General features: G+C 57.4%; 19 protein-coding genes. 10 read left to right on the plus strand and 9 right to left on the minus strand.

All coding sequences use genetic code 11. The features are described 5' to 3' along the window. Window positions 1-21 precede the first annotated feature (21 nt). Window positions 22-2,625, plus strand: coding sequence for a YdbH family protein (locus CKQ53_RS13435; protein ID WP_118895072.1), 2,604 nt, complete (start codon window positions 22-24; stop codon window positions 2,623-2,625). 11 nt (window positions 2,626-2,636) lie between these two features. Continuing rightward, window positions 2,637-2,870 (plus strand): YnbE family lipoprotein, encoded by a 234-nt coding sequence (locus tag CKQ53_RS13440; protein ID WP_085651856.1) that lies wholly within the window; start codon window positions 2,637-2,639, stop codon window positions 2,868-2,870. A gap of 40 nt (window positions 2,871-2,910) precedes the next feature. Here CKQ53_RS13440 and CKQ53_RS13445 read toward each other — a convergent pair whose 3' ends face one another. Next, on the minus strand, window positions 2,911-3,516 hold the full coding sequence (locus tag CKQ53_RS13445; protein ID WP_085651855.1) for an FMN-dependent NADH-azoreductase: 606 nt from the start codon (window positions 3,514-3,516) through the stop codon (window positions 2,911-2,913). 299 nt (window positions 3,517-3,815) lie between these two features. On the opposite strand from CKQ53_RS13445, the gene hrpA reads away from it, so the two are divergent. Then, window positions 3,816-7,658, plus strand: a complete 3,843-nt coding sequence (hrpA, locus tag CKQ53_RS13450; protein ID WP_244201050.1) for an ATP-dependent RNA helicase HrpA — start codon at window positions 3,816-3,818, stop codon at window positions 7,656-7,658. A 19-nt stretch (window positions 7,659-7,677) separates the two neighbouring features. On the opposite strand, the gene CKQ53_RS13455 is transcribed toward hrpA, so the two are convergent. Continuing rightward, window positions 7,678-8,520: an EcsC family protein gene (locus CKQ53_RS13455; protein ID WP_118895074.1), complete on the minus strand. Its 843-nt coding sequence runs from the start codon at window positions 8,518-8,520 to the stop codon at window positions 7,678-7,680. A 159-nt stretch (window positions 8,521-8,679) separates the two neighbouring features. On the opposite strand from CKQ53_RS13455, the gene CKQ53_RS13460 reads away from it, so the two are divergent. Beyond that, entirely contained in the window at window positions 8,680-9,003 is a 324-nt protein-coding gene (locus CKQ53_RS13460; protein WP_085651852.1) for a hypothetical protein, read from the plus strand. Here the strand turns inward: CKQ53_RS13460 and CKQ53_RS13465 are convergent, their stop codons facing one another. The 6 genes from CKQ53_RS13465 to chaA form a co-directional block, all read right to left on the minus strand. Next, a complete protein-coding gene (locus CKQ53_RS13465) occupies window positions 9,004-9,819 on the minus strand; it encodes a trypsin-like serine peptidase (protein WP_094118503.1) in 816 nt (271 codons plus the stop codon). A gap of 439 nt (window positions 9,820-10,258) precedes the next feature. After that, the gene (gene asr, locus CKQ53_RS13470; protein WP_085651872.1) at window positions 10,259-10,612 is read right to left on the minus strand and encodes an acid resistance repetitive basic protein Asr; all 354 of its coding nucleotides are present in this window, start codon (window positions 10,610-10,612) and stop codon (window positions 10,259-10,261) included. Window positions 10,613-10,687: 75 nt separating this feature from the next. Further along, window positions 10,688-12,043 (minus strand): two-component system sensor histidine kinase RstB, encoded by a 1,356-nt coding sequence (rstB, locus tag CKQ53_RS13475; RefSeq protein ID WP_085651850.1) that lies wholly within the window; start codon window positions 12,041-12,043, stop codon window positions 10,688-10,690. Beyond that, window positions 12,040-12,771 (minus strand): two-component system response regulator RstA, encoded by a 732-nt coding sequence (rstA, locus tag CKQ53_RS13480; RefSeq protein ID WP_085651849.1) that lies wholly within the window; start codon window positions 12,769-12,771, stop codon window positions 12,040-12,042. The genes rstB and rstA overlap by 4 nt, the downstream gene beginning before the upstream one ends. A 223-nt stretch (window positions 12,772-12,994) precedes the next feature. Beyond that, window positions 12,995-14,701: a C4-dicarboxylic acid transporter DauA gene (gene dauA, locus CKQ53_RS13485; RefSeq protein ID WP_094118504.1), complete on the minus strand. Its 1,707-nt coding sequence runs from the start codon at window positions 14,699-14,701 to the stop codon at window positions 12,995-12,997. Window positions 14,702-15,066: 365 nt separating this feature from the next. Next, the gene (chaA, locus tag CKQ53_RS13490; RefSeq protein WP_094118505.1) at window positions 15,067-16,170 is read right to left on the minus strand and encodes a sodium-potassium/proton antiporter ChaA; all 1,104 of its coding nucleotides are present in this window, start codon (window positions 16,168-16,170) and stop codon (window positions 15,067-15,069) included. Window positions 16,171-16,763: 593 nt separating this feature from the next. Here chaA and CKQ53_RS13495 point away from each other — a divergent pair. From CKQ53_RS13495 to CKQ53_RS13520, 6 genes are all read left to right on the plus strand, one after another. Beyond that, complete coding sequence (locus CKQ53_RS13495; RefSeq protein WP_085651846.1) at window positions 16,764-17,438, plus strand: gamma-glutamylcyclotransferase; 675 nt, start codon at window positions 16,764-16,766, stop codon at window positions 17,436-17,438. A gap of 134 nt (window positions 17,439-17,572) precedes the next feature. Continuing rightward, on the plus strand, window positions 17,573-18,607 hold the full coding sequence (locus tag CKQ53_RS13500) for an ABC transporter permease (protein WP_409359766.1): 1,035 nt from the start codon (window positions 17,573-17,575) through the stop codon (window positions 18,605-18,607). Then, window positions 18,607-19,473 (plus strand): ABC transporter permease, encoded by an 867-nt coding sequence (locus CKQ53_RS13505; protein ID WP_118895076.1) that lies wholly within the window; start codon window positions 18,607-18,609, stop codon window positions 19,471-19,473. Before CKQ53_RS13500 ends, CKQ53_RS13505 begins: the two co-directional genes overlap by 1 nt. Then, a complete protein-coding gene (locus CKQ53_RS13510; RefSeq protein ID WP_244200952.1) occupies window positions 19,463-20,308 on the plus strand; it encodes an ABC transporter ATP-binding protein in 846 nt (281 codons plus the stop codon). The genes CKQ53_RS13505 and CKQ53_RS13510 overlap by 11 nt, the downstream gene beginning before the upstream one ends. After that, window positions 20,305-20,985 carry an ABC transporter ATP-binding protein gene (locus CKQ53_RS13515; protein WP_094118507.1) on the plus strand — a complete coding sequence of 227 codons (681 nt, stop codon included), beginning with the start codon at window positions 20,305-20,307 and terminating at the stop codon, window positions 20,983-20,985. Before CKQ53_RS13510 ends, CKQ53_RS13515 begins: the two co-directional genes overlap by 4 nt. A 106-nt stretch (window positions 20,986-21,091) precedes the next feature. Further along, on the plus strand, window positions 21,092-22,666 hold the full coding sequence (locus tag CKQ53_RS13520) for an ABC transporter substrate-binding protein (RefSeq protein WP_094118508.1): 1,575 nt from the start codon (window positions 21,092-21,094) through the stop codon (window positions 22,664-22,666). Between the two features lie 153 nt (window positions 22,667-22,819). Here the strand turns inward: CKQ53_RS13520 and CKQ53_RS13525 are convergent, their stop codons facing one another. Continuing rightward, a complete protein-coding gene (locus CKQ53_RS13525) occupies window positions 22,820-23,881 on the minus strand; it encodes a DUF481 domain-containing protein (RefSeq protein WP_094118509.1) in 1,062 nt (353 codons plus the stop codon). Window positions 23,882-24,012 lie beyond the last annotated feature (131 nt).

Here is a 24,012-nt window from a genome sequence, read left to right on the forward strand (position 1 = left end):
TGATATGCATAATGATGGCGAATGATTAAACACTTTTTACCTCGTGTCGGCATTGGGCTGGGCGCTATCGCGCTGGTAATACTGCTAGGCGGGTTAACGTTGCCGCTGTGGCTGCCTCGTCTGCTGACCTTCCTGGCGCCGCCGGGCGTCACGGTGACGTTGGATGAACCTCCTGCCTGGCAGCAAGGCGGACTCACCGTGCCGGGCGTTTCCATACACTTACCCCAATGCCAACTGCTGAACGTCGATCATGGCCGCCTGACGAGACAAGACGGCGGCTGGCGCGTTCATATTGCGAACGTGGCGCTGGACGGAAGCTGCCTCGCGCAGTGGCCGCAAAGCGCGGATTCGGCCTCAGAGACGTCAACCAGCCTGTCCGAATGGCAGCGGCGTCTGCCCGCAGGTGAGGTGATCATCGATCGCATCACGCTGACGCCGTGGCTGGATGACGTCAGCGCGCTGCATCTCACTTCCCGAGACGGGAAACAATCACTGAACATCAACAATAGCCGCCTGCAACTGCAGGCCGATCTCGACGGTCGGGCGTTAACGCTGCGCCGCGCGGAACTGACCGCGCTGCCCGATCGGCCGCCACTGTGGATACAAGGCGAGGTGCAGCTGTCAGATTCGCTGACGAGCCTTCCGGAAACGGGACGTTTGCAGATCGGCCGACTGCCGTTTGATTTACCGGAGCCGGTGATAGCGACGCTAAACTGGCAGGATTCGCAGGGCGTGATGAGGCTGGCGAAAGACGCGGACGCCCAACCGCTGCTGAACCTGCCGTGGCGCGTCAGCGCGGACGCCATCACCGTCAGCGAAGGTCGCTGGTCATGGCCATACGGCGCGCAGCCGGTTTCGGGCGGATTATCGTTGACGCTGCACGACTGGCGTCAGATTCACGGGCAGCCCCAGCTCGAAGCGCGGGTAAATATGTTAACGCAGGGCCATAACGGCCGTGCCAATGCGGTGTTGACGTTAGGGCCTGGTTCGCTCGGGCTTAGCGACAGCAATCTGCGTATTCAACTGGCCGGACAGGCCAATCTGGCTAATCTGTCGTTTTCCGCCACGCTGCCGGGCATGTTGCGCGGCGCATTGTTGAACCCCGATCTGGTCTTGCTGCCCGGCTCGCTGCTGCGCGCCTGGGGACAGCCCCAGTCCGGCCTGACGCTGGAGGATGCCCGTTGGCCGCTGGCAGGGATTGTCGTGAATGCGCAGGGCGTGAGCGGACGTTTGCAGGCGATTGTCAAAGCCAACGACGCCTACTGGGGACGTTTCAGTTTGCATATGGACGGCAAGGCGGAACGCTTCTGGCCGGATAACGGCCTCTGGCACTGGCGCTACTGGGGTAAAGGTCAGCTGCCGCCATTGCAGGGTCGGTGGGATATTGCTGGTCGCGGGCGTTGGGAAGACGCGCTGCTGGAAGTCAGCACGTTATCCAGCGGGCTGAATCAGCTGCGCTACGGCGCGATGACGGTCGCTAAACCCCGTCTGACGTTAGTGAAACCGCTACGCTGGCAGCGGGATCAGACGCAGGATGCGTTTGACGGCGCGTTTCGGCTAGTCGCCGACCGGGTGGCATTCACCGGTGCCGGCGCGTTACCGCCCGCTGAGCTGAATGTTCAGGTGCAGGGCGAACATCCCAACCATTTCGTATGGCGCGGCGCTTTGCAGGCCAAAGAGATCGGCCCGGTGAAACTGGTCGGTCGCTGGGACGGCGAACGCCTGCGCGGCAGCGGCTGGTGGCCGCCGCAAACGCTGCGCGTATTCCAGTCGCTATTGCCGCCGGATTGGAAAATCAAGCTGCGCCGCGGGCAATTTTATGGACAGGGCGCGTTTTCAGCGGCACGCGGACAGGGCTTTCAGGTGGGCGGACACTGGGTCGTGAAAAACGGCAGCGCCTGGCTCAACGACGGCGAGGTTAGCGGCGTGGACTTTGTTCTACCGTATCGTTACGCCGAGCCGCGTTGGCAGCTGGGTATTTCGCGACCGGTCTCGTTGCGCATCGCCGAACTGAACAGCGGATTTCGGATACAAAATATCCGGGCGGATGTGTTCGGCGCATATCCTTACAGCGATCGACACCCGATGACGCTGGCTGGGGTAGAGATGGAGCTGCTGCGCGGTAAAGTGTCTCTGACGCCGCTGCGTTTCCCACAGCGCGACGCGGCGTTGTTGAGGATGGAAGGGATTGAGACCAGTGAACTCATGACCGCGATCAAAGTGAACAAGGTGGCGTTATCCGGTCGCGTCAGCGGCGTATTGCCGATCAATTTCAATCATCCCACGATGCTGGTGCAGAACGGCCGCGTGACCAACGACGGCGCGTTAACGTTGAGACTGGATAAGGATCTGGCGGATGAAGTGGCGCAGAGCAATATGGTCAGCGCGGCGCTGGTACGCTGGCTGCGCTATCTGGAAGTCGACCACTCTACGGCGACACTACAACTGAACAATCAGGGGGACCTGTTGATGGAGTCCTTTATCAGCGGTCATAATTCGCCGCGAGATGCCCGACAGCAGGTCGATCTGAACTATCGTCATCAGGAGAATCTGTTCCAGCTATGGCGCAGCCTGCGCTGGGGCGACACGATACAGAACGCGCTGGAGCAGCGGTCAACCCAATAAGGAACCACACGATGTATGACAGACGAGCCGTTTTATGGCTGACCGCCATGGTGCTGACAGGCTGTACGCCGCGCATTGAAGTGACCGCTCCGGAAACGCCGATCACCATCAACATGAATGTGACGATCGATCACGATATTCACATCAAAGCCGACAAAGAAGCCACGCAACTGCTGGAAAAGTCGGATACCGACGTCGCGGAACAGATAAAAAAAAGCGCGCCTAACGGCGCGCAGCAAGAGTAAGTACAGCCAAAGAACTAACACGTACGAGGGTAGAGTGCGCTTACGCGTTGGCGAGCTGAGTGAGCTGGGCTTTCGCGTCCTGCAAGGCTTTTTGAGCGACTTCCGGGCCGTAGCCAATGCCTTCGGCAAACACGAATTCGACGTCGGTGATGCCGATAAAGCCCAACATCAGCGTCAGATAAGGCGCGACCAGATCGCTCGGGGTATCTTTATGGATGCCGCCACGGCTGGTCAGCACCAGCGCGCGTTTTCCTTTCACCAGACCTTCCGGACCTTGCTCGGTATAACGGAACGTCACGCCTGCGCGGGCGATGAAATCGAAATAGTTTTTCAGCTGCGTCGAAATGTTGAAGTTGTACATCGGGGCGTTAATCACAACGATGTCGTGAGACTGCAGTTCGTCGACCAGCGTATCGGATAACGTCAGCGCTTCCTGTTGGCGCGGCGTCAGCGGCGTTTCTGAAGGACGAAAAGCCCCGACCAGTTCACCGTCCAGAACGGGGATCGGCTGTGCGGCCAAGTCACGAACGGTGATGGCGTCGCCGGGGTGCGCCGCCTGCCACTCCGCAACAAAATGGTCAGCCATTTGGTTAGACTGGGAGTAGTTCGCCAGAATGCTTGATTTCAGCACTAATACTTTGCTCATTGCCTGTTCCTTGTCTCGGAGAGTCAGTTTGTGGAGTCACCGCGGCGTCAATCGCCGATGAATTTCATCATAAGCAGCCTAATAGAGACGCGATAGCGTAATATTTCGAGAACCTTGTTCGATTTAATTGAACAACGTGACGGGGAGGCAGGTTATAGCCTGCGGCGTCAATGTGATACCATGCCCGCCGCCAAATCCAAGCGTGGCGGCCAGTCTCTTCGCCACGTCTGCCAGACGTATTTAAGGAACCAACCGTGAAATCACAGCTCACCGCATTTTATCCCCACATCAATGCGTTAATGCTGCGCGACCAGCAGCGGCTGCGTCGCCGGGTTCAGGGCGCCCTGAAGGTGAAAAATCCTGAAGCGCAGGCGGCCATCGTCAGCGAAATCGAAGCCGACGTGGCGACGGCCCGCCAGCGGGTGGAGAACCGTCGCGCTTCGCTGCCCGCCATTCGCTATCCCGAAGCCCTGCCGGTCAGCCAGAAAAAAGACGCCATCATGAAGGCGATTCGCGACCATCAGGTGGTGATTGTGGCCGGGGAGACCGGTTCGGGTAAAACGACGCAGCTGCCGAAAATGTGTCTGGAGCTGGGTCGTGGCGTGACGGGCTTGATCGGGCATACCCAGCCGCGTCGCCTGGCGGCGCGTACGGTCGCGGATCGTATCGCCGCCGAACTGGAAATCCCGGTTGGCGGCACGGTGGGTTACAAGGTTCGTTTTAACGATCAGGTCGGCGACAACACGCTGGTCAAGTTGATGACGGATGGGATCCTGCTGGCGGAAATTCAGCAAGATCGGCTGCTGATGCAGTACGACACCATCATTATCGATGAGGCGCATGAACGCAGCCTCAATATCGACTTTATCCTCGGCTATCTGCGCCAGCTGCTGCCTAAACGGCCCGATCTGAAAGTCATCATCACCTCGGCGACGATCGACCCGCAGCGCTTTTCTCGTCACTTTAATCATGCGCCAATCATTGAAGTCTCCGGCCGCACCTTTCCGGTGGATGTGCGTTATCGGCCGGTGGTGGAAGAGGCGGAAGACAGCGACCGCGATCAGCTACAGGCCATTTTTGACGCGGTGGACGAACTGAGTCACGAAGGTCCGGGCGATATCCTGATCTTCCTCAGCGGCGAGCGCGAAATTCGCGATACGGCGGATGCGCTGACGCGACGCGATTTGCCGAATACCGAAATATTGCCGCTGTATGCGCGGCTGTCCCATCAAGAGCAAAACCGCGTCTTTCAGTCGCATCACAGCAGACGTATCGTGCTGTCCACCAACGTGGCCGAAACCTCGCTGACAGTGCCGGGTATTCGTTATGTGATCGATCCCGGCACGGCGCGTATCAGCCGTTATAGCTACCGCACCAAGGTGCAGCGCCTGCCGATTGAGGCGATTTCTCAAGCATCCGCCAACCAGCGTAAAGGGCGCTGCGGACGCGTTGCGGCAGGGGTGTGTATCCGCCTTTATTCGGAGCAGGACTTCCTGTCGCGCCCGGAGTTTACCGATCCGGAAATTCTGCGCACCAACCTGGCTTCCGTGATTTTGCAGATGACCTCGCTCGGTCTGGGCGACATTGCCGCATTTCCATTCGTGGAAGCCCCGGACAGCCGCCATATTCAGGACGGCGTGCGGCTGCTGGAAGAGCTGGGCGCGATACAGACGGCGGACAACGGCCACTATCGCCTTTCTCCGCTGGGTCGACAGCTGGCCCAGCTGCCTATCGATCCCCGATTGGCGCGCATGGTGCTGGAAGCGCAGAAGACGCGCTGCGTACGTGAAGTGATGATCGTGACCGCCGCACTGTCGATTCAGGATCCGCGCGAACGGCCGTTAGACAAAAAGCAGGCATCCGACGAAAAACATCGTCGTTTCGCGGACAAAGACTCCGATTTCATGGCTTTCGTCAACCTGTGGAACTACCTGCAGGAGCAGCAGAAAGCGCTGTCGTCGAGCCAGTTCCGTCGTCAGTGCCGCACCGACTTCCTCAACTATTTGCGCGTGCGCGAATGGCAGGACATCTACACCCAACTGCGTCAGGCGGTGAAAACGCTGGGGCTGCCGGTCAATAGCGAGCCTGCGGACTACCTCAGCCTGCACTGCGCGCTGTTGACCGGACTGCTGTCTCATATCGGTCAAAAAGACGTGGAGAAGACAGAGTTCAGCGGCGCGCGCAATATGCGTTTCTCCATTTTCCCGGCGTCCGGCCTGTTTAAAAAGCCGCCCAAGTGGACGATGGTCGCCGAGTTGGTGGAAACCAGCCGCCTGTGGGGACGCATCGCCGCCCGCATCGAGCCGGAGTGGGTCGAGCCGCTGGCGCAGCATCTGATCAAACGCAGCTACAGCGATCCGCATTGGGAAAAAGCCCAGGGTGCGGTGATCGCGCAGGAAAAAGTGACGTTGTATGGCCTGCCTATCGTTGCCGCGCGTAAGGTCAACTACGGGTCGATCGATCCCGTGGTCTCGCGGGAGTTATTCATCCGCCACGCGCTGGTCGAGGGCGACTGGCGCACCCGCCATGCGTTTTTCCGCGCCAATCTGAAACTGATGGCCGAGGTTGAGGATCTGGAAAACAAATCCCGCCGCCGCGACATTCTGGTGGACGATGAAACGCTGTTCGCTTTCTACGACCAGCGGCTGCCGCACGATGTGGTGTCTTCCCGGCATTTCGACGTGTGGTGGAAAAAAGCGGAGAAGGAAAACCCCGATCTGCTTAACTTCGAAAAAGCCATGCTCATCAAGGAGGGCGCAGGCAGCATCAGCGCACTGGACTATCCGAACTTCTGGCAGCAGGGCAACCTCAAACTGAAGCTGAGCTATCAGTTCGAGCCGGGGGCCGACGCCGACGGCGTGACCGTGCATATTCCGCTGCCGATCCTCAATCAGGTTCAGGATGAAGGCTTCGAATGGCAGATCCCAGGCGTGCGTCGCGATCTGGTGATCGCGCTCATTAAATCGCTGCCGAAGCCGATTCGCCGCAGCTTCGTGCCTGCGCCTAACTACGCCGAAGCCTTCCTGGCTCGGGCTAAACCGCTGGAGCGCGGGCTATTGGAAGCGTTGGAGCGTGAACTGCGTCTGATGACCGGCGTCACCATCCCCCGCGAAGAGTGGCACTGGGAACAGGTGCCTGAGCATCTGCAAATGACGTTCCGCGTGGTGGATGAAAAGAATCGCCCGCTGCGCGAGGGGAAAAGCCTGACCGCGCTGAAGGATCAGCTTAAAGAGAAGGTACAGGAAACGTTGTCCGCCGTGGCGGACGACGGCATCGAGCAGAGCGATTTGCATATCTGGAGCTTCGGCGATTTGCCTGCACGCTATGAACAGAAACGCGGCGGCTACTCGGTCAAAGCCTATCCGGCCTTGGTGGACGAAAAGAACAGCGTGGCGATCCGGCTGTTCGACACGCCGCATCAGCAGCAGCAAACCATGTGGAAAGGACTGCGCCGGTTGCTGTTGCTGAATATCCCGTCGCCGATCAAATACCTGCACGAAAAACTGCCGAACAAGGCGAAGCTGGGGCTGTACTTCAACCCTTACGGCAAAGTGCTGGACCTGATTGACGACTGTATCGCCTGCGGCGTGGACAAACTGATCGCCGAAGCGGGCGGCCCGGTGTGGACGGAAGAGGGCTACGAGCGACTGCACGACAAAGTTCGCGCGGAGCTGAACGACGCGGTGGTCGATATCGCCAGTCAGGTTGAGAAGATCCTCACCGCGGTATTCTCCATCAACAAACGTCTGAAAGGGCGAGTGGACATGGCGATGGCGCTGGGACTGAGCGATATCAAAAGCCAAATGAGCGGTCTGGTGTTCCGTGGCTTCGTCACGGAAAGCGGCTGGCAGCGTCTGCCGGACGTTCTGCGCTATTTGAACGCGATCGAACGGCGGTTGGATAAGCTGGCTCAGGATGTCCACCGCGACCGGGCGCAAATGTTGAAGGTAGAGCAGGTGCGTCAGGCATGGCAACAGTGGCTCAACAAGCTGCCGCCGGAGCGGCAGGAAGATGATGAAGTCAAAGCCATCCGCTGGATGATCGAGGAGCTGCGGGTTAGCTACTTTGCTCAGCAGCTGGGCACGCCTTATCCGATTTCCGATAAGCGCGTGCTACAGGCGATGGAGCAGGTGGCGGAATAACGCGACGACTCACCGGACGCTAAGCGCCAGGCAGGCTTAGCGTCAGGTTTTTGATGCCCTGATAGGCCGTTTTGACCTCCTCTTCCCCGTATTTCAGCTCCAGACGTTTGACCGTGAAATGCCCCTTGGCCATATTTTGATAATGCCGGGTGAAGAGGGTATTGATCGTCGCGCCGCTGGCCGCGCCGATCACCGGTACAATCTGCGCCGCCATTTTTTCCGTCAGCGTGACGCCAAACCGCGCGGCGACCGCATCAATCACCTTAGCTAAAATCGACGCGGCATGGCGAGAACTCACCGTACGCGTCGACCCTTTCTTACTGACCAACGCCATTAACTCGCGCGACGCATGGCGAGTGATGTCGGACAGAATAGCGCGAGAGGCGTAATAGCCCGAGTCTGTCGGGTCCAGCGTTTTCTCTCGCCCCCCCAGCGCGAAGACCTCGACACAAGCGCTTTTGACGTCTTCATCCGCCAGTGAAAATCCTTCGCTGCGGGCGATATCGGCGACGGCGCGCATCATGATGGCCGTACTGATGGGCAGTTCCACCAGCAGTCCGGCAATGCCAAAGAATCCAGATACCGCGCCGGACGTGGCGGCGGCGATCCGGTGCAGCCCCTGTGACGGAGCGTGGTGCGGGTCATCTTCCAGCGTATAGAGCGCGGCATCCACCGCTTTGTGCAGCGCGGCTCTGACGCTCTGCTGGATTTTGCGTTGCAGGCTCTGCGGCAGTCTCCCAAGACTCCAGGTCAGCGGCTTTCCAATCACATCGGCAATTTGCAGCGTTAGCGCCGGGGCTTCGAGTAGGGTGACGGCCCGCTGGAGCGCACGCAGATCGTCGGGGTGTTCTATGAGGGTCATGAGCAGCTCGCATAATAGCGGAGAGTGATATAGGTGTAATAAATGATGCTGAAATATGCAACGTGAAGACGGTTGTTATCTGTCACGACTCAAGATAGGCTGGATGTTTTTAAATGCAATTAAAATGCATGAATATTCACTCACCACAGGAGTCATTCTATGATAGTCAGAACCTGGCACGGCTGCGTTCCCATCGAACATGCGGAGGGATTCGCCCGCCACTTGCAGCGCACCGGCGTCGATCATGCGCGAAGTGTTCGCGGTAACTGCGGGGCGGAAGTGCAGCAGCGAAGTCAGGGCGCGTATGAGCATTTCTTTCTGGCGACCTACTGGAATGACCTGTCCGCGATCAAAATGTTCGCGGGCGAAGATTACCCGGAGGCCGTCACCTACCCTGACGACGAACAGTTCGGGTTGATCTCCGATCCTCTGGTGCTTCACCATGAGGTGGTGGCCATCCAACCGCTGTTGCCGTCAATCTGATCACGGAGCCGGCCGTTGGGATAATACATCGAGCGACTGGCGGATGGCTGGGACGGCGACCGCCTGATTATCCGCCCGATCCCGCTCGCTGGCGTCTGGCGCGGAGCTTTGAATCGCCACCAGCGCCCAGCTATCTCCGGTTTTCAGCAACAGCGGCGAACCGCTGTCGCCGGGCAGCGTGTCGCAGCGGTGCGTCAACACCGCCTGATTTTTCCAACCGGTGACGAGGCAATCCTGATGCCGATATAGCGTGTCGGGATGATCTTCAGGATAGCCCGCCTGTGTCACCTTGCGGCCTTCCAGTTTCAACGCCGATTTTAGATCCTGCGCATTCCCTTGCCATAGCGGGAGAGGCGAGATGCCCGGCGGTGTTTTTTCTAGCCGAATCAGTGCATAGTCCAGCGGCGCGGCTGAAGGAGGAACGATCCAACCGTCGCCATCCGCTTTGAGCTGTTTCGCCAACTGCTTATTCACCATCGCTTCCAGCTTGTGCGTTTCATATTTCCATCCCGACGGCGTGGCGTGAAACCGCAGCGCCACCGGCTTGTCGGCGACGCCAGGCGGCGCTAGTACGCAGTGTCCGGCGGTCAGCGCAAGGTGCGGAGATATTAGCGTCGCGGTGCAGAGATTACCGCTGGCGGTTTCGACCTGACCAATGGCCTGCCACGGCCACTGCGCGGTATCCGGTACGGCATCGCGGTCATCATGGTTAAAAAACAGAATGCGTTGCTGCTGAAGGACGTCTTTCGGCGGGGTGGCGTTGACGCCCGTCGATAACAGGGTGAAAGAACAGAGCAGCCAGGCCGATATGCGCATGAAATAATTCGCCTTTAACAAAAAATTTTCTGTTAACAGTATGGTTAAGTTCCCTGATTTTGGAAACGACGTACAAAAATTCTGTGCTGAGCGGGATGACGGTGTTTTCGGCGTTGGCGGACGGGCGGGGTGGAACGCGCTATCGTGGTGTCGAAAACGCTATCGAGCGATCGAACGTTAGAGAAAAAACAGCATGATGATCAACGCGCCGAGAAGCAGAAGCGATAATACAATTTCAAAGGAGTAACGACGTAACATCATCCTGGCTCCATGAAATCGACGCCCGTGAGAGGGGGGGTCGGACAGTTGATAAACGCGCAGTTGACTCAACATGATAAAGCCGCTCTTTCAGGAATCTAATTTTGTATCAGACGGTTATCGTAAAATAGATCCCCGCTCGCGCGGGGATTGAGTCAGGTAATGTCGTGAGACGTATGACTTATGCAGCCGGAGTCGCTACGGCTTTCTTGGCTTTCTTCACGTGTTTTTTAGCGGCCTGAGCTTTCTGCGCAGCCGGTTTTTTCACGTGTTTTTTCTTGGCAGCCTGCGCTTTCTGAGCCGGCGCTACCGCTTTTTTCTTAGCCGCTTTTTTTGTGGACTGTGCTTTCTGCTCAGTTTCTTTCTTCGCCTGTTTTTTCACGTGTTTTTTAGCGTGATCGGCTTTGGTCTGAGTGGTGGTCGTGGTCGTTGTGGTCGGTGCGTTTGCCGCAGGCGCGGTGGTGGTGTCAGCAGCAAAAGCTACAGAGGACAGACCCAGTGTTGCGCCAGCGATCATCACTAATACTTTATTCATCATCAATTCCTCATTGTCCGTTTACGTTTCGAGCCACAGTGGTGGGCCGATGTAAGGAGCATAGGGAATGATGCGCTAGCGGTCTGTGAGTGTTTGGTTTCCGCGTGTAACCGTTTGTACAACGTTGGATGTTAAGCTGTCTGCCGATGCTGCGCTGGTGACGATGGGCCAGAGGAAGGTCATTTTGGCGCCCCCCAATGCGCTGGACTCCGCGCGGATGGTGCCACCGTATGCGCGGACAATCGCGTGGACGATTGCAAGTCCGAGACCGCAACCGCCGCTGCTGTTCTGCATGCCGGCTTCCAGACGCACGAACGGCTCGAAGATGCTCTCACGGTCCTGCGGCGCAATGCCGGGGCCGTCATCCTCTATCTGCAGACAGGCCACGCCGTGATCGAGCGTCAGCCCCACACGAATGCGCTGTTGGCAAAAGCGCAGCGCGTTATTGACCAGATTATTCAGCACTCGTTCCATCAGCCGAAGGTCCAGATAGCCGAAGTGCTGATGGCGGGGCACGTTCAGTTCCAGCGTTTTGTCGGCATGTACCAGTCGAAAATCGGCGATGCGCTGCTCCAGCCACTCGGACAGATCGATCTCTTCAAGATGCAACGTGACCTGCGGGCGGTCGAGCCGGGCGTAGGTCAGCAGTTCGTCGATCAACGATTCCAACTGGCCGATATCGCGATTTATCGCCTCTTGCTCCTCTTCCGGCAGGTTTTCGCTCATCGCCAGGCGGTAACGCAGGCGCACCAGCGGCGTGCGCAGCTCGTGCGCGATGTTGTCGATGAGCTGCTTTTTACTGGCGATGAGCTGATTGAGGTTGTCGGCCATCAGGTTAAACGCCACGCCCAACCGAAACAGACTGGAGGTATTGTCGAAGTGGGTGCGCTCCTCGAGGTGACCGTCACCGAGCCGTTGCGCCGCGGTTTCCAACTGCAACATCGCTTTCCAGTGCGGCCGCATCCACAGGAAGACCGGCAGCGCCAGAGACAGTCCGATAATGACCAACATCAGCAGGTTTAGCATCCGCATCTCATGCAGGAAAAACAGGTAGGGGATCGGACCTACCGCCAGCACATAGTGGCTGCGGGGAATGCGCTGAATGAAGGTGTATTCGTCGTCCAGCGCGATGATTTCGCCCTGCGTCAGACGCTGCTGCGCCTTTGTGCTGAGCTTGTATTTGTTCATCGGCTCAATGTGCATTTTGAACGACAGATTGAGGTCCAACTGGCTGATGGTCTTGTGCCACTCACGCGGCGGCAGGGTGCGCAGTTCGTTGCGGATCAGATAGAGCGAGCTTTTCATCAGGTCGTCCATCGACTGACGTCCCGCACGCTCCGCCGTGGCCTTGTAGACCAACCCGACCAGCAGCGTCATTACCAGAAAGCTGGCGAACAGCAGGAGAAAGAACTGAATGAACAGTTTTTTCATGGCGCGTGGGTCTCCCAGGCGTTGGGCGCGAACAGATAACCCTTGTTGCGAATGGTTTTGATGCGCACTGCTTCCGGCGCCGTGTCGTACAGCTTTTTCCGCAGGCGGGAGATCGCCACATCGATGCTGCGGTCCATACCGTCGTAGCTGACGCCGCGCAGGTTTTTAAGCAGCGCGTCGCGATCCATGATTTGCCCGGCATGGGTCGCCAACTGCCACAGCAGGTCGAAATCGGCCGTCGACAGGGTGATGTCCTCGCCGGCCAGCAGAACCTGCCGGTTGACCGGATCGATGCACAGCAGACCGAAGTTCAGCGACTTGTGTACCTGTACGGCCGCGCTGGCGTCGAGCGTCGGCTGCTGCGGCGTGGCGTATTGCCGAAAATGCAGGCGAAGACGCGCCAGCAGCACGGCGGGCGGAGTCGTTTTCAGGATGTAGTCGTCGGCGCCCATCTCCAGGGCGAGAATATGGTTCATGTCGCTATCGAGCGAGGTCAGCAGCACGATAGGCCCGGAGAAACAGGGGCGTAGCTCCCGACATAGCGTCATGCCGTCCTTGCCCGGGAGCATGATGTCCAACAAGACCAAATCCGGTTTCTGGTGCTCAATCACCGCCAAGGCGGTGTCGCCGCGCGGCTCAATGTGCACATCAATATCGTGTTTGCCCAGATAGGCGGCAATCAGTTTTCCCACTTCGGGATCGTCTTCAACAAAAACAATCTTATACATACCCGCGAGCTCTTTTTATTATTCGGATACAGCATAGCGCGCGTCACCTTTTGTCTCCATGAGTCAAGCGTAAGAGGGTGTTAAAAGCCGCCGGGTGATAGGGAAGGAACGAGCGCAACGAACGGGTTATCGGGAGCAAAACAGAGAGGGGACGTGACAGCGGAGTGGCTTGAGAAAGATACCGGCCAGCCTTGCGGCTGGCTCGGTAATCAGAAGACGGCGATTAGGCGGTCATCGGAAGCGGCGTTGCTTCAAGCGCTTGCTCCAGCGTCGGATAGAACGCCAGGCGGTTTTCTATCGGCACGACGTTGGCGCGGGCCAGCGTTTTCAACGGCTGGAACGGGATGTCGGTAATCACCAGCCGCTTTTCTGGCGGCAGCAGTTCGGTGAAGCGTAAGAGCGCGTTCAGTCCGCCCGCATCCAGCACCGGCACTGCGTCCCATTGCAGGACGATGGTCTGATACTCGTTGCTGCGAACCAACAGCTCGCCAAAGATACGCTCGGCGGCGGCAAAGAATAGCGGGCCGTTGATGCGAATCACCAGACGCTGCCCTTGCACCGTGGCGGGCAGTTCGCTGAGACGTGTCATTTTCGCTATCCGGCGCATGAACAGGATAGAGGCGAGAACGATGCCGACGGTAATCGCAATCACCATATCGAACAGCACCGTCAGGGCCAGACACAGCACCATCACAATGATGTCGTCTTTCGGCGCGTGGCGCATGAGGTCGATGACCTTGCGCGCTTCGCTCATGTTCCAGGCGACCAGCAGCAACAGCGAAGCCATCGCCGCCAGCGGCAGATAAGACAACCACGGCGCGAGCACCAGCAGCGCCAGGATCACCAGCAGCGCATGCACCACGGCGGAAATCGGCGACGTGGCGCCGGCGCGGACGTTGGCGGCAGAACGGGCGATAGCGGCCGTCGCGGTGATGCCGCCGAAGAATGGCGTCACGATATTGCCGATGCCCTGACCGATCAGCTCGGTATTGGAGTTATGTTTACGTCCGGTCATGCCGTCGAGCACCACCGCGCACAGCAGGGACTCAATCGCGCCGAGGATCGCCATGGAGAAGGCGGCGGGCAGCAGGGCGGAGATAGTACTCCAGCTCAGCGGCATGACGCTGCCGTCGCTCCCTGGCATATTCCACGGCAGGACGAACTGAGGCAGGATTGGCGGAATACCGTGTCCCGCGGTGCCGTCAGCCAGTAGGTAGCTAAAACGTGAACCGATGGTGGCGACGTGAATGTCCAGCAGCGACAGCACCCCCATCACCATCGTCCCCGCCAGCAGCGCGGGCAGATGGCCGGGCAGGCGAATGCCAAGTTTGGGCCAAATGACCAGCACGGCCAGCGTGACGATACCGATCAGCGTGTCGCCCAAATGCATGGTCGGCAGTGCGCTGCCAAGCGCCAGCACTTTTCCGATGTAATGCTCCGGCATCACCGGAATGGTCAGACCGAAGAAGTCTTTCACCTGCATGGTGGCGATGGTGATCGCGATACCCGAGGTGAAGCCCAACGTGACGGAAACCGGGATATATTCAATCAACCTCCCCATACGACAGAGTCCGAGGATGAGCAGGAATACCCCGGAGAGCAGCGTCGCGATCAACAGGCCGGAAAGACCGAACTGTTGGGAGACCGGATAAAGAATGACGACGAAGGCCGCCGTGGGGCCGGATACGCTGTAACGCGAACCGCCGCATAATGCGGTGATCAGGCCAGCGACCGCAGCCGTATACAGACCAAATTGAGGAGGAACGCCGCTGGCAATCGCCAATGCCATCGCCAGAGGGATCGCAATAATGCCGACGGTAATACCGGCGACAAAGTCTTGGGAAAAACGTTTGAAGGTATATTTTTCCCGCCAGCAGGCGTCAAGAAACGCGCTGAACGGTTTAATGCCGTTAAATAGGTATGATTTCATCTAAGACTAGGACCAACAAAATGAAAACAGATGGCGGGTCGGCAGGAGGCCCGTCGCGGGTTAAAGTATTACGATACGCCCATTGTTCAACGAAGATCCAGATGTAAATCAATAGAAAAGCATTATGTATTACCTTTCAGTTTCCGATGTAACCTTGAATCGGTGCGAACGCTAACATGTTGAACAACTGTCATAATTTCTGACCGACGCGTGGCTGGAAGGTCGTGAATAGGCCGAAAAACAGCAAGTTGGCCGCCGCTGCTGCGCTTATCCGAGGAAAACAAAGGAAACCGGGAGGGCCGAAGCCAAAAAAGTCAGAAGGAAAAGGGCATCGACCTATCGCGACGATGCCCTTAAAGAAGGGATTACAGCATGATGGTCATGATGTAAGCGGCGAACAGCGCCAGATGCGCGCTTCCGTTAAGGACATTGGTGCGCCCGGTGGAAAACGAAATGTGGCACAGAACCAACACAGTTAACATCACCACGATGTGCGGCATATCCAGCGCGAAATCCAGCGTATTGCCCGTGATCATGGCGATCAGCGTGACGGCGGGGACGGTCAGGGAGATTGTCGCCAGCACGGAACCAAAGAACAGGTTCATCGCGCGTTGCACCTGATTTTTCAGAACGGCTCTGATCGCACCCAGACCTTCCGGCGACAGAATCAGCAGCGCTACGAGGAAACCGGTGAACTGGGACGGCGCGTTCATGCGTTCAAGCAAGGTCTCCAAGAGCTTGGAGTCCATTTTGGTCACGCTAATTACAGCAATCAGGTGGATCACCAGCCATACCGCATGCCACAGGGAACTGTGCGCCGACGGTTTGCCGTGTTGACTATCCCCTTCGCCGTCACTCTCATCTTCGTGATCATAAACGAACAGGCTCTGGTGCGTGCGGGTCTGAATTTTCAGGAATACGCCGTACATTGCTGCCGAGATCAGCGCGATGATCAGCGACTGCGGCACGGAAAAGTTACCTGCCGGTAACGCGGCGGGAAAGACCAACACCAGAACGGCAAGGGGAAAAATCGCCATCAGATACTGCTTGATACCGCCCAGATTGACGTACTGCGTGGCGAATTTCCGTCCACCCAGCAGCAGAGCGAATCCCACCAGACCGCCGGTCACGATCATGATGATGGAATAAAGCGTATCGCGCATCAGATGGGGACCCGCATCGCCCGTCGCCATCAGGGCGGAGATCAGGCTGACTTCCAGAATGACAACGGACAAGCTGAGGATTAGTGAGCCAAAGGGTTCCCCCAGACGGTGGGCCAGCACGTCGGCATGACGCACCACGCTGAAGGCGCTGGAAAGGATCCCGACCAGCGCCAGCGCGTTGATAGCGATGATGCCGCCCAAACTGGTGGTGTCGCCCCACATGACCAACACCAGCAGCGTGAGGAGAGGAAGAACAAGCGTGTATTCATGGTGACGGGTTTTCACCGTCTCGGCGGAAGAAGTCATTCTTGAAGGTTCCTTATTTGTGTCGCGAGCTTGCTGATAGAAATAACGTATAACGTCGTTATGGAATATTCGCCATGCCAAACACCAAGCGCCACTAAAAGCCCTTAACTGCGATTAAATCCATGCACTTTCTGCATAAATATATCCGAATTAATTATTTTTATATTTTTACTTTTATCTCTCTAATAATAAACGAAATTGCTACAATTAGTCACTATTTAATCACTCGCTGCGAGCGATTAATGTGCATTTTAGGGTGGTATTTCAAAACCAACCGGCATAAAAACGTGTAAAAAGCGGATTTAATTGCATTTTCGTTAATAATTGTAGGCAGTACAACAAAGAGACCGCGTAAAGTGGTCAGCGGCGCGAAGTCGAAGTGGCTTCGGCGTTGAGGGTTGTTTCCTAAAAAGAAAACGGAAAATGACCATTTTGCGTCATCATGTTAAACACATTGGTAAGCAAGGTGAACGTTTCCGTCGCGCCGGGAAAATAATCAACGTGCGCGTTGATTGTACGGTTCATGATCGTTCAGAATAGCCGGGTGACGCCATTCAGCAGGAAAGCGTGTAAGGGGTGAGGAAAGAGAACTTGTGTTAACGCGTGATTTTTTACAGAAAGCCGATTGCCGGACGTCGTTCGGCCATATCGAAGAGCATTTATTGCTTACCCCGCAGCAGCGAGCAGACTCTCTGGAAACCACTTTATCCTGCCGTCCCCAGCATGAGGGCGTTTGGATCTTTGGCTACGGTTCTCTGATGTGGAATCCTGCCTTTGATGCGACCGAGAGTTGCCTGGCCACGCTGAAAGGCTGGCAGCGCGCGTTTTGCTTACGTTTGACCGCCGGGCGCGGCACCACGGCTCAGCCGGGGCGAATGTTGGGACTCAAACCGGGAGGAGAAACGACGGGACTTGCCTATCGTCTTCCGGAAGACAGCCTGCGCGAAGAGCTGGCGCTGCTGTGGAAACGGGAAATGCTGACCAGCTGCTATCGTCCCCTGTGGTGTGAATTGGAGTGCGCCGAAGGCGGTTACCTGACGGCGCTGGTTTTTGTCATCAATCCCGACCATCCGCTGCTGGAACAGGATACCTGCATTCAAAGCGTGGCGCCGCTGATCGCGCGTGCACGGGGGCCGCTTGGCACGAACGCGCAATACCTTTTTTCCCTGGAGCGCGAACTACAACATTATGGGATGCCGGACGACAATCTGATTGCGCTGGCGCAAAGAGTCAGAGAGCTTTTGGACGCGTCACCTTCCGGCGAATAATTCACCTCATTTTTCCATATATAATATATAGTTATATCCATATCACTGAATATAATTTCAAACGCTTTTGTCATCTCGCCTACACTCCGGGCCTTATTTTTACTCGGCAAATGAGGGATAGCGTAGTGCGTACAATTCATGGACACCTCCGTGCCGGGTGGCAACGAACCGGAACTGTGCTGAGCAGTCTGCTGGCGCTGGCCATCACGCTGCTGGGGCTCCTGCTTTTCACTTTCTTACTGACTCATCTGGCGCCCATCGATCCGGCGCTGCAAATTGCGGGCGATCGCGCCAGCGAGTCGACCTATCTGCAGGTCCGGCAGCAGTTAGGTCTGGACCAACCGCTATGGGTTCAGTTCTGGCATTACCTGACGGCGCTCGCTCACGGCGATCTGGGCATTTCCCGCAGCACCTCTCAGCCTGTCTTCGATGATTTGATGCGCGCGTTTCCCGCGACGCTCGAGCTGGCGACCTGCGCCATTATCATCGGCTTTGTCTTTGGCGTGACGCTGGCGTTGCTGTCGGTCCTGAAGCCCGGCAGCCTGCTGGATAATGCGGTGCGGATGATCTCGCTGGTGGGGTATTCCGTTCCCATTTTCTGGTTAGGGCTGCTGAGTTTGCTGCTGTTTTATGCGGTTTTGCACTGGGCTGGCGGTCCGGGACGACTTGATGATATCTATCAATACACGCTGGAGCCGCGCACAGGGTTTGTCCTGATCGATACCTGGCTCAGCGGCGATCCGGAGATGTTTCGCAACGCCATTCGTCATCTGTGGCTTCCCGCCTGCGTGCTGGGTCTGCTGTCGATGGCGGGGATAACCCGACTGTTGCGAGCGGCGATGCTGGACGAATGCCATAAAGAGTACGTGTTACTGGCTCGCGCGAAGGGCGCCGGTCAACTGCGCATCTTGCTTTGCCATGTATTGCCCAATATTCGCGGCGTCATGGTCACGGTACTGATGCTGTCGTATGCCAGCCTCCTCGAAGGCGCGGTGCTGACCGAAACGGTCTTCTCATGGCCCGGCGTGGGGCGTTATCTGACGACCGCGCTGTTTGGCGCGGATATTCCCGCCATTCTCGGCTCCACTCTCCTCATCGGCCTGTGCTTTATTCTGATGAATGCGTTGGCCGATGCGCTGATTTACCTCACTGACCCTCGGACACGATGATGCGATTGACTCTCTTTAAGGGCCTGCGTTCGCAGCCGCGCGCCCGACGCACTTTTTGGCCTGCCGTGAACAGCTTGAATATTGGCTGCGTTCTCCTGTCTCTGTTAATCGGGATTGCGTTGCTTGCCCCGTGGCTTGCGCCGTATGACCCGAATGCGCAGTTCATCACCCAGCGTTTGCTGCCGCCCTCCGCCGAGCATTGGCTGGGAACGGATGGGTTCGGCCGGGATCTGTTGTCCCGGGTGCTCTATGGCGCGCGGCCCACGCTATTACTGGTTTCGCTGATCCTGATCCTCACCGTGCCGGTCGGTCTGCTGGTCGGCATAAGCGCGGGTTATCTCGGCGGTTGGTTTGAAAAGACGCTTATGCGGCTGACCGATATCGTCCTGTCTCTGCCGGGGCTGGTGATCGCGCTGGCGATGGTGGCGGTGCTGGGGCCGGGGCTGATTAACGGCGCTTTGGCGCTGGCGCTGACCAGCTGGCCCCAGTTTGCCCGTCAGGCCCGCGCAGAGACGCTGGCGCTGCGCCGCAGCGACTATTTGGCCGCCGCCCGTATGCAGGGCATTACCGGCCTGCGGCTGATGAGCGGACATATCTTGCCGCTGTGTTTGCCGGGCGCGGTGGTGCGCGCTGCGCTGAGTCTGGGGGGGATTATCCTTGCCGCCGCCGGACTGGGCTTTCTGGGAATGGGCGTACAACCGCCGACCGCTGAATGGGGTTCAATGGTGTCGGAAGGGAGCAAAGTCATTTTCGATCAATGGTGGGTGGCGGCCGCGCCGGGCGGCGCAATCTTGTTCGCCAGTCTGACGTTTAACCTGCTGGGCGATGGCCTGCGCGACAAACTGGACCCGCGACATGAAAAATAGTGAAACCACGTTGCTGGACGTCAACCAGCTGTCCATTGGATTGGCGGATGACCCGTCAGCGCTGCTGGTGCATCCCTTGTCGTTCCGTCTGGGGCGGGAGCGTGTCGCGCTGGTCGGCGAATCGGGTTCCGGTAAGTCCCTGACCGCCAAAGCCTTGATGGGATTGCTGCCGTCCGCGTGCCGAATTCATAGCGGCGATGTCGTTATGAACGGCCAGTCGCTGGCTTCGTTAAGCGAAAGCCAGTGGCGGCAGTGGCGCGGCGACCGGGTGTCGATGGTCTTGCAGGACCCGAAACATGCGCTGAATCCGATGCGCCAGGTGGGTTGGCAGGTGGAAGAGCCGCTGAAGCTGCATACCTCGCTATCCGCGCGCGAACGGCGCGAAAAGGTGTTGGATATGCTTAACGCCGTCGGGTTGGCGGATCCCAAACGATTGTATAAGCAGTATCCGCATCAGCTTTCCGGCGGGATGGGACAGCGTGTCATGCTGGCCATCGCGCTAATTACTGAGCCGGAGTTGCTGATCGCCGATGAGCCGACGTCCGCTTTGGATCATGAACGACGCGATCAGGTGCTATCGCTGATCGATCGGTTGGTGGAAGAACGCAATATGGGGCTGTTGTTGATCAGCCATGATCTCCCGCAGGTGGCGCGTCACTGTGAACGCGTGCTGGTGATGTACAAAGGGCGCTTGCTGGATGCCCTGGCGGCGGAAGCGTTGCCGCAGGCCACTCATCCGTATACCCGCACGTTGTGGAACTGTCAGCCGAGTCGACACACCCGGGGGCAGGTGCTGCCGGTATTAGATCGTGTGTTGCTGGAGTCATTGTCATGAGTCGTCATGCTGTTGTACTACGTCATTTAAGCGTGTCACACCCGCAGGGAGGCCACGCTAATAGGGTCGTTCATGACGTCGATCTGACCATTCCGCGCGGCGAATGTTTTGGGCTGGTTGGTCCGTCCGGCTGCGGCAAATCGTCGTTGCTGTGGGCGCTGGCGGGCCTGAATCTGCACTGGCAGGGGGAGATGACCTTGCTGGATCAGCCGGTGAAACCGCATCAGGCCTTTACGGGAGCACTGCGTCGCCGGGTACAGATGGTCTTTCAGGACCCATTCGCTTCATTGCATCCCCGTCATCGCCTGAGGCGCACGTTGTCCGAGCCGCTTAGACTGCTCGGAGAAACGGATATCGACGGACGGATTGAACGCGCGTTTCAGCGAGTCGACTTGCCGCTAACGCTGCTGGATCGTTATCCGCATCAGCTTTCGGGCGGTCAACGTCAGCGTGTAGCGATCATTCGGGCGCTGCTGCTCCAGCCGGAGCTGTTGCTGCTGGATGAACCGACGTCCGCGCTGGATATGTCGGTGCAGGCTGAAATTCTCAATTTGCTGAATGAGCTGAAATCGGCAGGCGATCTGACCTTGGTGCTGGTCAGCCATGACGGTAACGTGATTGACCATTTATGCGACCGCGCGGCGGCGATGTCGCAGGGGCGTTTGCAGCCGTTCTGACCTGATTAGCGTAAACGGTTATATCAAAGCAGTTTATGCCATTAGCGCAATCACCGGTCTTTTCTCTAGACTCTACCCATCATTCAATTTGTGTCATGGAGACAATATGAAAAAGTGGCTTCCCGTCATGCTGGCGACGGTTTTGCTGGCCAGCCCGTCGCTGCGAGCGGCGACACCGCCGAATACGTTGGTGGTGGCGATCTCCCTTAACGGCATCATTAGCCTGGATCCGGCGGAAAGTTTCGAAACGGTCAGCACCAGTTCGCTGGATGCGCTGTATCAGGCGCTGGTGAAGAGCGATCGCGTTAACCCGACGCAGCTTAATCCCGATCTGGCGACATCCTGGCAGGTCGGTGCTGACGGACACAGTCTGGTTTTCACGCTGGACCCTAAAGCGACTTTCGCCTCCGGCAATCCGGTATTGGCGGATGACGTGATTTATTCATTTACCCGGGCGGTGAAGCTGAATAAAACGCCGGCGTTTATTTTAAACGAGCTGGGCTGGAAAGCGGAAAACATCGACGCGCAGTTTAAAAAGCTCGACGATCATCAGCTGGAAGTCCGCTGGACGGCGGATATCGGCAGCGATCTGGCGCTCCGGTTGCTTTCCTCTGGCGTCGCCTCTGTCGTCGATAGCAAAGTGGTTTCCAGCCATGGCGTGAACGATGATTTCGGCAGCGGCTGGTTGAAAAATCACTCTGCGGGCAGCGGTGCTTATCAGCTTCGCAACTACATTCCGCAGCAGGCGCTGGTGCTGGAAGCCAACACGCATGGCGTGAAGCAGCCAAAATTGAAGCAGGTGATTTTGAAAGATGTGGCCGATCCGGGCGCGCGTCGTCTGCTATTGATTCAGGGCGATGCGGACGTGGCGTACGATCTGGGGGCGGATCAGTTCAGCGCACTGGCGAATCAGCCGGGCGTCAAGATCAGTACGTCGCCGGGCGGCAAGATTTACTATCTCGGATTCAACACGCAGGATAATAAAGCGCCGACGCTGGGCAACCCCGCATTCTGGCAGGCAGCACGCTGGCTGGTGGATTATGAAGGGATCTCGAAGAACCTGCTCAATGGCCAGTTCATCGTGCATCAGAATTTCCTGCCGGAAGGGTTTGATGGCGCGGCGAAAGAGCAACCCTTCAAACTCGACGTTGATAAAGCGAAGAAGATCTTGAGTGACGCCGGAATCAAGCCGGGCACGCGTTTCGCGCTGACCGTCATTAATCAGCCGCCGTACACCGATATCGCTCAGGCGTTGCAGGCCAGTTTTGCCCAAGCCGACATCCATATTGACGTACAGCCAGTGGTGGAAAGCGAGCTGTGGACGAAAATGCGCTCGCGTAATTTCCAGTCGATTTTTGTTTACTGGGGACCGGACTACATCGACCCGAATACCAACGCCAGCACCTTCGCCTATAACGTGCCGAACGGTCCCAAAACACTGGCCTGGCGCGTAGGTTGGGATATTCCGGAACTCAGTCAGCAAACGCAGGCTGCGGCGGCCGAGCGCGATCGCGCGAAGCGCCAGGCGCTGTATCAAACGCTACAGAAGGAGATCCGTGAGCATTCGCCGTTTGTGGTAATGCTGCAAGGTATGCGTCTGGTGGCGGTGCGCGACAATCTGAAAGACGTGAAACAGAGTCTGGCTAACTCCATGTTGTATTACGATGACATTGGCAAGTAGGGCGACAAGCCTTCCCGGCGTATCTTTTCGCCGGGACAGATGTCGTTAACTCGGCGAGCAAGCCGCAAAAGAAAAAACCATCGACTGCAAGGCCGATGGTTTTTTTATGTCGCGAGCAGAAGGTTCTCTCACGATAGTGTGGAACGCGTGGCCTTACCAGCCGACGCCCAGACCCAGTGAGTACAGGGTATCGTTGACGTTGCCCTGAACGCTTTGCGTCCGGTTACGCGCCACCTGCATGCTGACGGAGGACCAGTTGGTGAGCTTATAGCGCAGACCTGCACCGGCTTTGAAGTACAGCTTGGTGGTGTTGTCGAAGGAACGTCCGACTTCGCCCGTGGTGAAGAGCTGTGTTTTCTTACCGGAGAAGTAACGGCTGTAGTCCCATTTCAGACCGCCGGCGAAGAAGTCGTCCTGACCCTCTTCCTGATAGACGAACTGCTGGCTACTCACCAGCGCAGTGACGGAGAAGGCGCCCAGATCGTTATCCCAGAACTGATAACCCGGACCGGTACCGATTGAGCGGCTGATCTTGATCTCTTCCACCCAGTCGCGTTTGTATTGGTAACGGCCCTGCCAGAACCAGTTTTCATCGATGAATTTGTCCAGCGCATATTCACCGCCGACGTTTTTGGTGCTGTCTACGTCGTCTTCTTCGGCCATGTGGTAGCCCGCGTCCAGATTATGACGCCAGGTGCCGTGCAGAAGTTTGGTGCTCAACACCACATCGTGGTTGTTGGTCGTCGTCGAACTTTTCTTGTGCGACAGGCTGGCGTCGATGTTGCCTTTCCAGGAGAGATCCTGCACCAGCGGTTTAGGAACGATCATGGAGTTGATGTCGCTCAGCGCCAGCGTGCCTTCGTTCGCCGTTCCCGCCTGATCGCCGCCATCGCTCAACGGCTTCTGAACCACAATCCCGCGGGTTTCCGCCGGTTTAATGGCCGGGTAGAGCACACCCTCTTCATAACGGTGACCCTGAATGACCATCGCATGGTCGGTCTGGAAGGTTTTGACCTTGTCCCAGGAAACGGACAGCGTATCGGCATAGTCCGTTTTGATGAACAGTTTGCCGCTGTCCAGCAGAGTAATCTGTCCAGTGACTTTGTCACCATTGGTGAGCCAGAGGGTATCGGCGGCGTAACTCGTGGAAACACCCGCGACACTCAGGCCGACGTACAGGCCGAGAGTGGATAGTGCAAATTTGGAATGTGTCATGTTGTGAGATAAACAAATGGTGACTGATGTTGAAAGACGTCCTTGAGACGTTCGGCCGTTAGAACACCGGTTGGAACCGGCGCCGCAAACATTAACAGGAAACGAGTCGTGTCTCTAGGCATAAGTGAGTA

It is taken from the genome of Lonsdalea britannica (genome assembly GCF_003515985.1).
Classification (GTDB): domain Bacteria; phylum Pseudomonadota; class Gammaproteobacteria; order Enterobacterales; family Enterobacteriaceae; genus Lonsdalea; species Lonsdalea britannica.

What these genes read in the sequence shown, in the direction of transcription:
- dauA (WP_094118504.1), bottom strand. Translation starts at nt 14,701, where the DNA reads ATGAAATCATACCTATTTAACGGCATTAAACCGTTCAGCGCGTTTCTT.
- hrpA (WP_244201050.1), top strand. Translation starts at nt 3,816, where the DNA reads ATGCTGCGCGACCAGCAGCGGCTGCGTCGCCGGGTTCAGGGCGCCCTG.
- CKQ53_RS13525 (WP_094118509.1), bottom strand. Translation starts at nt 23,881, where the DNA reads ATGACACATTCCAAATTTGCACTATCCACTCTCGGCCTGTACGTCGGC.
- asr (WP_085651872.1), bottom strand. Translation starts at nt 10,612, where the DNA reads ATGAATAAAGTATTAGTGATGATCGCTGGCGCAACACTGGGTCTGTCC.
- CKQ53_RS13510 (WP_244200952.1), top strand. Translation starts at nt 19,463, where the DNA reads ATGAAAAATAGTGAAACCACGTTGCTGGACGTCAACCAGCTGTCCATT.
- CKQ53_RS13435 (WP_118895072.1), top strand. Translation starts at nt 22, where the DNA reads ATGATTAAACACTTTTTACCTCGTGTCGGCATTGGGCTGGGCGCTATC.
- CKQ53_RS13515 (WP_094118507.1), top strand. Translation starts at nt 20,305, where the DNA reads ATGAGTCGTCATGCTGTTGTACTACGTCATTTAAGCGTGTCACACCCG.
- CKQ53_RS13460 (WP_085651852.1), top strand. Translation starts at nt 8,680, where the DNA reads ATGATAGTCAGAACCTGGCACGGCTGCGTTCCCATCGAACATGCGGAG.
- rstB (WP_085651850.1), bottom strand. Translation starts at nt 12,043, where the DNA reads ATGAAAAAACTGTTCATTCAGTTCTTTCTCCTGCTGTTCGCCAGCTTT.
- CKQ53_RS13440 (WP_085651856.1), top strand. Translation starts at nt 2,637, where the DNA reads ATGTATGACAGACGAGCCGTTTTATGGCTGACCGCCATGGTGCTGACA.
- rstA (WP_085651849.1), bottom strand. Translation starts at nt 12,771, where the DNA reads ATGTATAAGATTGTTTTTGTTGAAGACGATCCCGAAGTGGGAAAACTG.
- CKQ53_RS13465 (WP_094118503.1), bottom strand. Translation starts at nt 9,819, where the DNA reads ATGCGCATATCGGCCTGGCTGCTCTGTTCTTTCACCCTGTTATCGACG.
- CKQ53_RS13520 (WP_094118508.1), top strand. Translation starts at nt 21,092, where the DNA reads ATGAAAAAGTGGCTTCCCGTCATGCTGGCGACGGTTTTGCTGGCCAGC.
- CKQ53_RS13455 (WP_118895074.1), bottom strand. Translation starts at nt 8,520, where the DNA reads ATGACCCTCATAGAACACCCCGACGATCTGCGTGCGCTCCAGCGGGCC.
- CKQ53_RS13505 (WP_118895076.1), top strand. Translation starts at nt 18,607, where the DNA reads ATGCGATTGACTCTCTTTAAGGGCCTGCGTTCGCAGCCGCGCGCCCGA.
- CKQ53_RS13445 (WP_085651855.1), bottom strand. Translation starts at nt 3,516, where the DNA reads ATGAGCAAAGTATTAGTGCTGAAATCAAGCATTCTGGCGAACTACTCC.
- chaA (WP_094118505.1), bottom strand. Translation starts at nt 16,170, where the DNA reads ATGACTTCTTCCGCCGAGACGGTGAAAACCCGTCACCATGAATACACG.